Annotated in this window: 8 protein-coding genes and 1 tRNA gene; 5 read left to right on the top strand and 4 right to left on the bottom strand. The window is 36.7% G+C overall.

Features of this window, described 5'->3' with window-relative positions:
• Nucleotides 1–9: 9 nt before the first annotated feature.
• Nucleotides 10–984, bottom strand: a complete 975-nt coding sequence (locus AC13DP_RS14765) for an isoaspartyl peptidase/L-asparaginase family protein (protein WP_013070030.1) — start codon at nucleotides 982–984, stop codon at nucleotides 10–12.
• Nucleotides 985–1,186: 202 nt separating this feature from the next.
• Here AC13DP_RS14765 and AC13DP_RS14760 point away from each other — a divergent pair, with 202 nt between their 5' ends.
• Nucleotides 1,187–2,401 (top strand): metallophosphoesterase, encoded by a 1,215-nt coding sequence (locus tag AC13DP_RS14760; protein ID WP_013070031.1) that lies wholly within the window; start codon nucleotides 1,187–1,189, stop codon nucleotides 2,399–2,401.
• A gap of 139 nt (nucleotides 2,402–2,540) precedes the next feature.
• Entirely contained in the window at nucleotides 2,541–2,837 is a 297-nt protein-coding gene (locus AC13DP_RS14755; RefSeq protein ID WP_013070032.1) for a thioredoxin family protein, read from the top strand.
• Here AC13DP_RS14755 and AC13DP_RS14750 read toward each other — a convergent pair.
• Both AC13DP_RS14750 and AC13DP_RS14745 read right to left on the bottom strand, forming a co-directional pair.
• Nucleotides 2,834–3,481: a polysaccharide deacetylase family protein gene (locus AC13DP_RS14750; RefSeq protein ID WP_013070033.1), complete on the bottom strand. Its 648-nt coding sequence runs from the start codon at nucleotides 3,479–3,481 to the stop codon at nucleotides 2,834–2,836. The two genes, AC13DP_RS14755 and AC13DP_RS14750, sit on opposite strands and share 4 nt — an antisense overlap.
• A gap of 48 nt (nucleotides 3,482–3,529) precedes the next feature.
• On the bottom strand, nucleotides 3,530–6,835 hold the full coding sequence (locus AC13DP_RS14745; RefSeq protein ID WP_483068018.1) for a glycosyltransferase family 117 protein: 3,306 nt from the start codon (nucleotides 6,833–6,835) through the stop codon (nucleotides 3,530–3,532).
• Nucleotides 6,836–7,140: 305 nt separating this feature from the next.
• On the opposite strand from AC13DP_RS14745, the gene AC13DP_RS14740 reads away from it, so the two are divergent.
• Together AC13DP_RS14740 and AC13DP_RS14735 are read left to right on the top strand one after the other, a co-directional pair.
• A tRNA-Gln gene (locus tag AC13DP_RS14740) sits at nucleotides 7,141–7,213 on the top strand.
• A 107-nt stretch (nucleotides 7,214–7,320) separates the two neighbouring features.
• A complete protein-coding gene (locus tag AC13DP_RS14735) occupies nucleotides 7,321–9,114 on the top strand; it encodes a sodium:proton antiporter (RefSeq protein WP_347407313.1) in 1,794 nt (597 codons plus the stop codon).
• 187 nt (nucleotides 9,115–9,301) lie between these two features.
• Here AC13DP_RS14735 and AC13DP_RS14730 read toward each other — a convergent pair whose 3' ends face one another.
• Nucleotides 9,302–9,634, bottom strand: coding sequence for a hypothetical protein (locus AC13DP_RS14730; RefSeq protein WP_483068017.1), 333 nt, complete (start codon nucleotides 9,632–9,634; stop codon nucleotides 9,302–9,304).
• 713 nt (nucleotides 9,635–10,347) lie between these two features.
• On the opposite strand from AC13DP_RS14730, the gene AC13DP_RS14725 reads away from it, so the two are divergent.
• Nucleotides 10,348–13,353: a SusC/RagA family TonB-linked outer membrane protein gene (locus tag AC13DP_RS14725; protein ID WP_483068016.1), complete on the top strand. Its 3,006-nt coding sequence runs from the start codon at nucleotides 10,348–10,350 to the stop codon at nucleotides 13,351–13,353.
• Nucleotides 13,354–13,357: the final 4 nt, after the last annotated feature.

The raw sequence follows: 13,357 nt of genomic DNA, 5'->3' as shown, positions 1-13,357 counted from the left end.
ACCTGTAGGTTACAGGTAGCTTTTACATTGTACATTTTTGTTTTCGCCGTCTTGGTATTTAGCGTAAGAGAATCCTTTATGAATACTATATCCGCCAACTTTACCATCTTTATTAATAGCTATAAAACAGGCCTGGAAATCATTGTAATTATCATTCTTTTTTACAATTCTTTCTATAGCTTCCTTACAGGCTTCTTGCGGAGATTTTCCGTTTCTCATTAGTTCTACCACCAGAAAGCTGCCAACACTTTTCATAATGGCTTCTCCCATTCCGGTAGCAGCGGCGGCTCCAACTTCGTTGTCTACATATAATCCAGATCCTATAATTGGGGAATCCCCAACGCGACCGTTCATTTTATAGGCAAGACCAGATGTTGTACAGGCTCCTGCGATATCTCCGTCTTTATCAATACAAAGCATCCCAATGGTATCATGGTTTTCGATATTGATAATGGGTTTGTATTTTTTTTCTTTAAGCCATTCTTTCCAGGCCTTTTCAGAATCTTCAGTAAGAAGATTTTGTTTTTTAAATCCGTTTTGAATGGCGAATTGCAGAGCACCTTCGCCGGCCAGCATTACATGTGGAGTGTCTTCCATCACTTTTCGAGCGACAGAAACGGGATGTTCTATATGTTTAAGATAGACCACAGAACCCGCGTTTCCGTTAGGCGCCATGATACAGGCATCTAGCGTTACATTACCGTCACGATCTGGAGCACCACCATTTCCTACGGTGGTATTTTTTAAATTGGCTTCTTCAACCATTACGCCTTGTTCTACAGCGTCTAAAGCTGATGTACCATTATCCAAAAGCGCTCCGGCTCTTTTGGTAGCTTCGTGAAAATTCCAGGTAGCAATGGCAATGGGAAGTGAAGATTTTTGCGTGTTTGAAATTTCCGAAATGTTCTTTGCAAAAATTGAAGGTGTAGTTCCTAACACAGCCCCCGTTATTCCTGCTTTTTTAATAAAATTTCTACGTTTCATGATTCGTAGCTATAAGGTTTTAGCTGAGTATTTTGTCGGAAAGGTAGACTTTAAAGCGTAAACTCGCAATTTTAAGCCTGTTAATTTTATGATTTTATAATGATTGGCCTAGTGTTTACGGGCGTTACTACGTTAAATTAGTTCTAAAAATAACGATTAAAGATTTGATTAAAAGTACCTTCGCTAAATAAATTACTAATCTATGCGCTGGCTGTTGTTTATTGCCTTTTATCTGCTTATTGATATTTACGCTTACCAGGCGCTTAGAAGCCTTAATCGTTCCTGGTGGGTTGGAGGTATTTATTTTGTAATTAGCCTGGTGGTAATTGGTAATTTTATTTATCAATGGCAGAGCTCTGGAGGTGGATTTTTTAGTGCGATAGGATTTGCTTTTGGGATCGTTTTGGCTTTTTTGCTGGCCAAGCTTGTGATAGTTCTCTTCATGTTTGGAGAAGATATCGTTCGTTTTTTTATAGGTATTTTCCATGCGGTTTCGGATTCGGGATATAAGGCGCCGGGAAGACGAAAGTTTGTAAGCCAAATTGCACTTGGGTTGGCGACCATTCCTTTTGTTTCGGTTTTGTACGGAATGTTTAAAGGAAAGTACGATTTTAGGGTATTGAATTATACCTTATACTTTGAAGATTTGCCCAGTGCTTTTGACGGATATCGGATAGGGCAGATAAGTGATGTGCACAGCGGAAGTTTCGATAATCACGAAAAGGTAGCTTATGGAGTAGATTTGCTAAATAAGCAAGGGACCGATGTGGTCTTTTTTACCGGTGATTTGGTGAATAATAAAGCTACTGAAATGGAAGACTGGAAATCACTTTTTAGTACGGTGAAAGCTAAAGATGGAGTGTATTCGATTTTGGGAAATCATGATTATGGTGATTATGTAAATTGGAATAGTGCTGAAGAAAAGGAGAATAATCTTGATCGGTTAAAGGCAACCCACGCCGAGATGGGCTGGGACCTGTTACTAAATGAACATCGTTATGTAGAGAAAAATGGTGAAAAAATCGCCATTGTTGGTGTTGAAAACTGGGGAGGTGGTCATTTTAAGAAAGCAGGAGATCTGGATTTAGCCGGTAAAAATGTTGCTGCTGATGACTTTAAAATACTTTTAAGCCATGATCCTTCTCACTGGCAGGAAAAAGTGAAGCAAAACGACAAATTTTATCATTTAACTTTAAGCGGTCATACACACGGTATGCAATTTGGAATAGAAATCCCCGGTTTTTTGAAATGGAGTCCAGCGAAATATCGTTATAAAAACTGGGCAGGGATTTATAAAGAGAACAATAAATATATAAACGTAAACAGAGGTTTTGGGTATTTGGCTTTTCCTGGAAGGGTAGGGATATGGCCAGAAATTAGTGTAATAGAATTGCGAAAAGGTAGCGCTCCTGCTTAATTGTAATTAATTGTTATATTTGGTTATAGCGTTTGGATTGCAAAAAGGAGAATGTTTTCTCATTAAACAATTTTATTCTCTTCTTTAATTCGAAAGAATCGAAGTATAAAACCTCAAATATCGAGTAAAGCTCAATTTTATGTCAAAATTTGGAGAATTAGTAGGTTTAAATGTACCGGTACTTATCGATTTTTATACGGAGTGGAATGAGGCTTCAGTGAAAATGCATCCTGTTTTAAGAGATGTAGCTTCGGCTGTAGGAGATAAAGCCAAGGTGATTAAGATCGATGTAGATAAGAATACGCAATTGGCTGAAGCACTTCGGGTAAAAGGTTTACCAACGCTTATGATCTATAAAAACGGGGAGATGCTTTGGCGTAAAAGTGGAGAACAGAATGCGGAGTCGATAATCGCACTTATAGAGCAGTACGCTTAAGTTAAGGTTTTAAACTTCCAGGCCTTTTGAGAGTATTCTTCCAGAAGTTTTGGAAGGATATATTTTAAATTCTTTTCTGCTTTCAAGCTGTCATGAAAAACAATAATGCTGCCTGCCCTTATTAAATTCAGGGTGTTTTTAAGGCATTTTTCCGCATCATAGTTTTTATCATAATCACCCGTAATCACATCCCACATCACGATCCTATAGTTAAGCTTGGTGATTTTGGCTGCTTGTTTGTTTTTGATTTTTCCGTAGGGAGGTCTAAATAATTTTTCTTCAGAACTCAATGTTTTCTCGAGCTTAGATTCGATAATCCGTTCTGTTTTCCTGAAATTTTCCAGATAGTCTGAAGTGGAAGTTTTCCAGCCATTTAAATGATTGAAGGTATGGTTACCTACAGCATGGCCTTTATCTTTTATTTTTTTAAATATTTCGGGATGTTTTCGAATATTATCTCCAATACAGAAAAAAGTGGCTTTTGCGGAGTACTTGTCCAGTTGTTCCAGAACCCATGGGGTGACTTCAGGAATAGGCCCATCATCAAAACTTAAAAACAACGTTTTTTCCGCAGCCACCCTTGAAAGTCTTTTAGGGTAGAGCTTTTTTAAGATCCACGGATATTTAAGGATAAAGCGGTTCATAAAAAAAAGCCTTAAAACATCGAAAATCGATGTTTTAAGGCTAGATTATTATTGATCAGCATTGATAGCAATTGAATCCTGAGCGGCTTGTCCCTGATTAAGTTCCTGCTCTAATTGTTGTTGTCGTAATTGTTCTTCGGGAGAAACTTCAGGTTCAATACCTTCTTCTTCCGAATAAAAATGCTGAAATTTTTTCAGGTAATTATTAAATTCTTCTGCTTTTTCTTTTACGATCTCTTCATCTTGATTTCTAACAAGAATATCTATGAGTCCGCGGTAGCGTTCAACATCTGTAAAGATCTCTTCAGCATAACGGCGCTGTCTCTGGAAGTCCCAAGTGCTATACCAGTCTAGATTTTGCTTATATTTTTCAGCTACTTTATTCCAAAGTTCTCTTGCCTTTTCGTCTTCGCCAACTTTATAGTAACCATCAATAAAGGGTTCTAAAAGGGTGTAATATTCATAATAATCTACCGGCATATTCTTCATACCAAGATCAAGAATTTCTTTAGCACGCTCTTTATCGCTATCATTAAGAAGGTTTTCGACCAGGCGGGCGAGGTTGCTCCTGTAAGTGATCGAATTCTTGCGGGTTTCCGGATCATGGTAAATATTAGGATCTCCCATGTTGCCCCAATCCCAATGGGTTACGATATCGTACATTTTATCGGTGTTAAGCCTTCCCATATCAAATGGGTTTCTTGGATTAACCGGAGTTTTGATAGGAACAAGTTTATAAGCAACACCTTCTAATTGAAGATAATCTTTCATCCATAGATAGTCATCGTCGCCATAGCTGCCACCGGTAAAATAAATTGGACGCTCCCAGTTATTGTTGGCAATAATGTCTAACATTAACAGACGGTTTTTATAGATCAGATTAGAGCCAATTTCGATATCGATATGATCTACGATTTGATCGGCTTCGCTAGGATCTACAATTCCGTTTTTCAAAACAGCTTGCTTGTCTACAGGGATTCTTACATGTTTAGATGGGTAAGTGTTGAAAGTTTCGTCTTTAGAGTATTCCAGCTTGGTCCTTGGATCGTCACTTTCAATGTAATTCATCCATTGTTTGATATTTAGGGTGTCCTGAGTGATCTCTCGGCCTACCACAATATCGTTTTTACCACTATAAAAATCATGCTTTAATTGCGAAGGGATAGGATCACTATCAAAAGCTTTACGCTTCATCTGGTCGATATACCAATCTGTTGCAAATAAGCTGGTGTTTATAACTCTAACATCAAGCCTGTATCGTTCTATTTGCTGTGCATACCAAAGTGCGAAGGTGTCGTTGTCTCCAATAGTGAAAATAATTCCGTTTTCATCTACCGAGTCCAGATACATTTTAGCCATCGCTAAGGCCGAATATTTATCTGATCGATCGTGATCATCCCAGTTTTCTGCAGCCATAATTCCCGGGACAATAAGTGATGCTATAATAACAATTGGTGCAGCAAGTTTTGGGGATAGGTATTCTTTTAATTTGTCATAAATCGCGTACACCCCGAAACCAATCCATATCGCGAAGACGTAAAAAGAACCTACCAGTGCATAATCTCGCTCTCTTGGTTCAAAAGGACGCTCGTTTAGGTAAACTTTTAGTGCTATACCAGTAAATAGGAAGAATACTAATAGCACCCAAAAATTCTTTTTGTCCCTGTTTAAATGAAAAAAGAATCCAATAAAACCTAAAATAAACGGTAAAAAGTAATACGTGTTTCTTGCCGGGTTGTTTTTTACATCGTCTGGTAAATTATCCTGTGGCCCTAGATGCCATTCATCTATAGGTTTTATTCCACTCAACCAGTTGCCATGTAAGTCGGTGTATTTTCCCTGAATATCATCCTGTCGTCCTACGAAATTCCACATAAAATAACGCCAGTACATATAACCAATCTGATATTCCAATAAATAAGAGAAATTAGCGGATACAGAAGGTTTTTCAACATTGATGTAATCACTGAATTGTTGAAGAAATTTATGATAGTCGGAATTGTCAAGTTCGCCGTTCGAGTATCGTTGTTTAAATTGAGAAATAGCCTGCATTAAGCGTTCCTCGCCCTGGTATTCCTCTTTAACGGTAAATTGAAGCGGACCGGTAAGGTCCATATAGTTTGCGGCATGCTCTGTACTCCACATCCTTGGAAGGAAGGTTTTGTGAGCATCGTCCAGGTTTTGCTTGGTATTTTTCCAGTCATTTACAATGATGTATTTACCGAGCTCTTCATTTTTCTCATACTTCGGTTTTTTATCACTGTATGGATTTTCTGCATCTAGGCCAGCATACATCTCAGACCATTGCGGGCCGAAGAAAAGATGTGTCTCACCATATTGCTCCCTGTTATAATAGGCCAGTAATTCTCTGGCGTTATCTGGGCTGTTTTCGTTAATTACCGTAGGGGCATTGGATCTAATGGGCAGCATGATCCAACACGAGAAACCAATTAATATAAAAAGAATACAGTGTAGGAGGGTGTTTACTTCGGTTTTTTTGTTTTTAATACTCCAATTAATTCCGAAGTAAAAAATAGCAATCATTGCTAAGAACGCTACAATAGTACCAGTGTTGAAACGCATTCCCAGGGAGTTTGTAAAGAAAACCTCTGAAGCAGAGAAAAAGGTAAGTGTATAAGGTAATAACAGTTTGAAAATGAATAACAATACGGCTACCACTACAATATTGGCAATAATAAAATTCTTAATGGTAACTTTTGGATAGTTTTTAAAGAAATATAAAAATCCGATGGCCGGGATGGTAAGAAGTCCCATAAAGTGAATCCCGAAGGTAAGCCCTGTTACCAGAGAAATTAAAATTAACCATCGATTACCGCGGGACTCGAACATGTCACGTTCCCAAAGCAGGCCTAAATAAAACATGATGGACATTAAACAGGCTGCTGCTGCATAAACTTCGGCTTCAACGGCGCTAAACCAAAAACTATCTGTAAAAGTAAAAGCTAAAGATCCAACGGCTGCACTTCCCAATATGGCAAGTTTTCCTGAAAAACTCAAGGTCTCAGCTGGACCTGAAATTTTTCTTACTAAAAGCGAGATCGACCAAAACATAAAAAGAATCGCAAAGGCGCTGGCAAGACCAGACATAAAGTTTACCATTAATGCGATATTGGAATTGTCTGGGGCAAAAGTCGAGAAAAAGGCACCCAGCATCTGATAAAGCGGGGCTCCAGGAGGATGTCCTACTTCCAGATTGGCAGAAGTTGCAATGTATTCTCCCGCATCCCAAAAACTTGCGGTAGGCTCTAAGGTCGAACTATAAGTAAAAAGTGCGATTGCAAAAACCACCCAACCGGTGATAATGTTCCACTTTTTAAAGCTGAATTCTGTCATTTGTTATATTCTTGAATCTTGTGTGGCGAATTTAATAATAAAAATATTGAACGCCTTAATAACGCTGATGTAAAGTGTTTTATTTTTTGTGATTTCAGGTGAGTATGATAATTTTGATGCTTCTTTTTAGCTATTTTTAAAAAAAATGAAGAGAAAAACTTAACTATCTTTAGCTTATTGATATCCTGTGTTTTGGAGAATTCCTTCTTTTAGGAGTGAAAAAAAAGTGAGGGATAGTTGAATTTTTTTTAAAAATATTTGTGGGAATGAAACTTTGTTTTAAATTTGCATCCGCATTACAGCAATGGCCTATGGTGTAACTGGCAACACGTCTGGTTTTGGTCCAGAAGAGTCTAGGTTCGAGCCCTAGTAGGCCAACAAGAAAAGCCCTCAAATTTTGAGGGCTTTTTTATTTTTTAAGCTTTTTAGTTAAGATTTATATATATATTTGAAGTTAATCAAATTTTAAACTGATCAATTGTTAAATGCCAATAGAAGCTATCATCACGCTTGGTGTCATTATCTGCGCTATCATATTATTTGCTACTGAATTACTTTCTATTGACTTAGTGGCCTTAGCGGTAATGTTGGTTTTAGTTTTGACTGGAGTTATTTCTCCTGAAGAAGGAGTTAGTGGTTTTAGTAATAAAGCTACTATGACTGTGGCCTTTATGTTTGTTTTGAGTGCAGCATTGCTAAAAACAGGAGCATTGCAAGTTGCAGCTCATAGACTGTCTTCTGTTTTTAGATATAAGTTTAATACTGGAATTGTTTTGATGATGATATTAATAGCTGCTGTTTCAGCTTTTATCAATAATACTCCTGTTGTTGCGGTTTTTATTCCTGTGGTTATCCAAATCGCACATTCTTCTGGGCAGAGCCCTTCTAAGATGTTGATACCTCTTTCCTTTGCATCTATATTTGGAGGAGCTTGCACATTGATTGGTACCTCCACCAATATATTGGTTAGTAGTATAGCTGAAAAAGAAGCAGGTATATCTATATCAATGTTTGATATGACATTTCTTGGATGTATCTTTTTAATGGTAGGTTTGTTATATATGATCTTTTTTGGAGTGAAAATTTTACCTGATCGAATGAGTGAAAAAGATCTAAGGGAAAAATTTAGTATGAGTGATTATCTCACGGAAATTGAACTGATGAGCGACTCAAATTCCGTAGGAAAAAGAATCATGGATTCTGACTTGGTCAAAGAACTAGATATGGATATCATTGAAATCCGTAGAAATGGACAAAAATTTACACTGCCTGCGGGAGATTTTATATTGCAGGGTGGAGATATTTTAAAAGTACGTTGCGATGTTCAGAAAATAAAATCATTGAAGGATAGGGCGAAAATACTTATTGGAACTTCTATAAAAATTGGAGATGATGATCTTAAAGGAACTAATTCTACTATAGTAGAATTGGTTTTAACCGCAAATTCTGAAATTGATGGAAAGACGCTGAAATCCATGGATTTTAGAAGAAGGTATAGGGCGGTGCCTTTAGCAATAAGACATCGAGAAGAAGTTAAACATGATCAACTTTATGATGTTAAACTAAAGGCTGGGGATGTGGTTTTGGCTGAAGTTAAAAATCATTTTGTGAAGGAATTAAGAAAAAAGGAAAATTCTCAAAATGCTCCTTTTATTTTGCTTTCTGAAGATGTGCTTACAGATTTTGATAAGAAGAAGTTTTATATCGTCATTAGCGTTATATTAGGAGTTATCCTTTTGGCTACCTTTAATATTTTAGATATTATGGTTGGCGCTATAACGGGTGTTACGCTTTTAGTACTACTGAAAACAATATCGATGAAAGAAATGTATCAGGCGATTAACTGGAAAATCATTTTTCTTTTAGCGGGAGCATTAAGTATGGGTACAGCGATGAGTAATACCGGTTTAGATCTAACCATGGCTAATGCACTAGTAAATACTTTAGGGGGGTGGGGGCCGGTAGCTATTGTTTCTGGACTTTATTTAGTGACTTCATTGCTTACTGAAATAATGTCGAATAATGCTGCTGCAGCCTTACTAACTCCTATTGCAATTGCAACTGCTGTTAATTTAGGACTTAGTCCCATGCCATTCTTAATGGCGATCATGTTTGCAGCATCCGCAAGTTTTATGACTCCTGTAGGTTATCAGACCAATACCATGGTCTATAGTGCGGGGCAGTATAAATTCTTCGACTTCGTAAAAGTAGGGACGCTATTGAATATTTTATTTTGGATCATCGCCACACTTTTGATTCCCTTGCTTTATAAGTTTTAATAGAATCTGTATTTAAATAGCTCAGATTTCATGTAAATTTTTAGGTAATCATTGAGTAAGATTTCAGAAGCTTTCTATATCTGATATTTTGATATATGTAAAATATTATAATATAACAAATAACTAATGAGCAAAAGTTAAATTAGTATTTTACCTATTTTTGACTAAAATTATATATTTACTTTTCTTAAGTACCTTTTTCTAGATTTTTATAGGCCTTTTTTACCAATTGGCCTTTTTTGGATTTCTGAAATTTGAGCTCGGAATTTTCTTTTTCTACAAGTATAAAAAAATCTGAAAGTGAGATTTCTAAAAAATCACATATAGCAAATAGTTTACTACATGTTACGTTATGGTTTTTGGAGGTATATCTTTCAATTCCAAGGCTTTTTTCGACTTCTACAAAATAATCATTATTTAACTTTAATAATGACCCCTTATTGGATTTTTGAGAGTATAGCTTTTTAATTACCTCTGTTATTGCTTCTGTTAATTCCGGTATTTTAATCTGTTTACGCATGTGTAAACAAATTGACATATAAACAATTAACAATACAATTACACATGTGTAAATATTATTTATTATATTTGTTCTTATAATTAATATATTTGCAATTCTTCAAATAAGAAAAAATTAGAAGCTATTGCTTAGAATCTCGATCTGAAAACTGGTAATTTTTATGTACACGGGAGGATAAGTAAATAAGCTCACGAACCGCGGCGTGAGCTCATCTTATTCGTGTACAGGGTATACCAGTACCTCAGATCGATAAGTTGAGTACTCACGCCTATTTTATAGTAAGCTAGCACTCTTCAATAAGTCTTCGCACACTTCATAATTAATTGAAGAATAGCAAATGCGCCGACAGTTAAATCTTTTTTGGGAAGTTTAGAACTTCTAATCGTAGCTTGCTGTAAATAAGTTATGATTGTAGAATAGAATTATTATTTTTTACCGTATAAGAAATGGCTTTTACGGTAAGGGAAGCTACAGCTAATCCCTATTTCTATGCTGTGGTGATGGGTGGGCGAGGTATGTCCTAAAACAATTAAAATGTAAGTAAAAGAATGTTTAATCTAAAATGAAATCTATAAGAACAAAATAGCAAAACCACACATTTGAATTAGCCGAAACCGGCTAGAAGCTAAAGGAGCCTTCCCGAATGTTTGGAAGCAGAGGGAAGGCTTTTGGCTTGATTAACTAAAAAACTAATACAAAACCACAGCGAAATTATGAAAAATAATTACAAGTGCTGCAATATTGCAGTACTAATACCCCTATTATATATATTTCTTCAGCTAGAGACTGGTAAAGTCTATAGCCAAAACAACCAAAATCAACAAATTATTTCCGGAACTCTTAGCGATCACGAAGGGGTACCGCTTCCTGGCGTTAATGTTTATGTTAAAGGAAGTTCTACCGGAACCATGAGTAATATGGATGGTCATTACAGTATTAGTGCATCTATTGGTGATACCCTAGTCTACTCTTACGTAGGTTATCAAACTCTACAAAAAAAACTCACGCCCAGGTATAATGGAGATTTAATCATGCAACCGGCAACTGATGCCTTATCTGAAGTTGTTATTAACGCCGGCTACTATAACACCACAGAGCGAGAGCGAACGGGGAATATAGCAAGGGTTACCGGTGAAGATATAGAATTACAACCGGTAACCAGCCCTATTGCAGCCTTGCAAGGAAGAATGGCCGGGGTGGAAATTGTACAGCAAACCGGTCTCCCGGGAGCTGCTCCTACTATACGTATACGAGGTCAGAATAGTCTTAGAACCGGTTTTAATGATAATGGTAATTTACCCCTATATATCATTGATGGAGTTCCTGTGAATTCAGCTCCAATAAATTCTATCAATCGCTTTAGCAGTAGTATGGGTATCGACCCGCTAAATGGCATTGATTTATCCAGCATTAAAAGTATTGAAGTTCTAAAAGATGCCGATGCTACGGCAATTTATGGATCCAGAGGTGCTAATGGTGTCGTTTTAATTACCACAAACAATAAGAATTATAGCCAGCAACAGGAAAAATTCCTAATCCGTTTTTATAGTGGTGTTAGCACTGTTTCCAATTATTTAGAAATGCTAGACACTCCTCAATATTTGGCCATCCGGCGAGAGGCATTCGAAAATGACGGAGTTGAACCAACTGTAGCAAATGCTGAGGATTTAGTACTATGGGATCAGAAGCGGTATACCGATTGGCAAAAAGAACTCTTCGGTCATCACTCCCCCACCTTTAACGCTTATATAAATTATTCAGGCGGAAACCAATACACCAATTTTAACATTGGAGCTTCTTATTTTAAACAGGGAATGGTCTTCCCTGGAGATTATTCTTTTCAGAAAAAGAATATAAGCCTTAATCTTAATCATCGCTCCAAAAATCAACGATTTCAAACTAATCTTACAATAAATTATGGCTTAACAGATAATGATCTCTTTAGTGCATCAAACTTCGTGGGCAATGCTTTAAGTCTGCCTCCTAATGCTCCAGCCATATACAACCAGGATGGGAGCCTTAATTGGGAAAATTCGACTTGGAGTAATCCTTTAGCTCCGCTTAACGGCTCGGGTAAAAATGAAGGAAAAACACTGATAAGTAGTCTTAATCTTAGTTATAAATTATTTGAGGGATTTTATTTAAAGACTAACCTGGGGTATAACACATTAGATAGTCGGGATGATCTTAAGCTTCCTATAACGATCTATGATCCTGCCATGTGGGATAGAGTGTCCAATCAATCGCGTCTATTAATAAATAATCGCATCTCATGGATCGCCGAACCTCAAATAAACTATACCAAAACATTTAAAAAAAATCAATTTGACCTGTTGTTGGGAACAACTTTTCAGCATAGCGAAGATAGCAGACTGGGATTTAATGGAATCGGATATGCAAATGTTCAGCTCATTGGAAATCTAAATGCTGCAGATGCCGTAGTTTCTACTGCAGATCAAAGTTTAATTTATAAATACCATGCGATTTTCGCCAGAATAGGATATAATTTTGATAAAAGATTGTATTTGAACCTCACTGGAAGAAGAGATGGATCATCTCGATTTAGTCCAAAAAATCGATTTGCTAATTTTGGTGCAATAGGTGCCGCCTGGATTTTTAGTTCCAGTAAGTTTTTAGAGGACAATCTTGATTTTATAAGCTTTGGAAAACTTCGAGGAAGTTATGGGATTACAGGAAATGATCAAATTGGAGATTATAGATATCTGGATGCCTACCGGGCAACACCCGGTCCCGGCGGCTTATATCCCACTCAATTAGCCAACTCAAACTTTTCATGGGAGTCTACCAAAAAACTAGAGTTTGCCTTGGAGCTGGGCTTATTTAGGAACAAAACGAACTTAAATCTTAGCTGGTACCGCAACCGTTCTTCAAATCAATTAGTAGGGTACACATTACCATCAATCACTGGATTTACAAGTGTTGAAGCCAACTTACCTGCCACTGTTCAAAATCAGGGTTGGGAATTGGAACTCTCTGCGGATATTATAAAGAATAAAAACTTCAATTGGCGTAGTTCAATCAATCTTAGCATTCCAAAAAACGAATTGATAGCATTTGAAGACATTGAACAAAGTTCTTATGCAAGAGCTTTTGAAGTTGGTGAACCACTAAGCATTCAAAAGGTATATCACTTTAACGGTTTAGATACTGAAACAGGATTATACCAAATTGAAGATGCTAATGATGATGGTCGCTATGATTATCAGGATCAAGTTATCAATGAAGATTTGGGGAGAGTCTACTTTGGAGGTCTTTATAATCAACTAAGTTATAAAAACTTCTCTTTAAGCTTATTGATGGAATTTGTAAAGCATAAAGGGAATGAGTTTTATATAAATACTCCAGGCTTTTTTGGTTATCTCATTGACAATGGACAATATGTTAATGGGCTGCCGGTGAATGATGGTGTGCAAGCGCCCTCACAATCTATTGATGCATTATTAGCTTATGAAAATGTCGTTAGAAGTGATCTCTGGATTTCTGATGCTAGTTTTTTACGAATGAAAACGGTGGATCTAAGTTATAAAATTCCCGAAAAACTATTTTCATCTCAGTCATTACCAGATATCCAATTATTTGTACAGGGACAAAATCTCTTTACAATTACAAATTACAAAGGTCTTGATCCCCAGTCCCCCGGTAGCCGAAATCTTCCTCCATTAAGAACGATTTCAGCAGGATTATCCTTAACCTTTTAAATTT

The organism is Zunongwangia sp. L-65, assembly GCF_056859415.1.
Note: the sequence above shows the minus strand (reverse complement) of the source record. Positions and strands in the feature narration are given on the sequence as shown.

Excerpts from the sequence above, each read along its gene's own strand:
- AC13DP_RS14725 (WP_483068016.1), top strand. The coding sequence starts at position 10,348 with ATGAAAAATAATTACAAGTGCTGCAATATTGCAGTACTAATACCCCTA.
- AC13DP_RS14750 (WP_013070033.1), bottom strand. The coding sequence starts at position 3,481 with ATGAACCGCTTTATCCTTAAATATCCGTGGATCTTAAAAAAGCTCTAC.
- AC13DP_RS14755 (WP_013070032.1), top strand. The coding sequence starts at position 2,541 with ATGTCAAAATTTGGAGAATTAGTAGGTTTAAATGTACCGGTACTTATC.
- AC13DP_RS14760 (WP_013070031.1), top strand. The coding sequence starts at position 1,187 with ATGCGCTGGCTGTTGTTTATTGCCTTTTATCTGCTTATTGATATTTAC.
- AC13DP_RS14765 (WP_013070030.1), bottom strand. The coding sequence starts at position 984 with ATGAAACGTAGAAATTTTATTAAAAAAGCAGGAATAACGGGGGCTGTG.
- AC13DP_RS14745 (WP_483068018.1), bottom strand. The coding sequence starts at position 6,835 with ATGACAGAATTCAGCTTTAAAAAGTGGAACATTATCACCGGTTGGGTG.
- AC13DP_RS14735 (WP_347407313.1), top strand. The coding sequence starts at position 7,321 with ATGCCAATAGAAGCTATCATCACGCTTGGTGTCATTATCTGCGCTATC.
- AC13DP_RS14730 (WP_483068017.1), bottom strand. The coding sequence starts at position 9,634 with ATGCGTAAACAGATTAAAATACCGGAATTAACAGAAGCAATAACAGAG.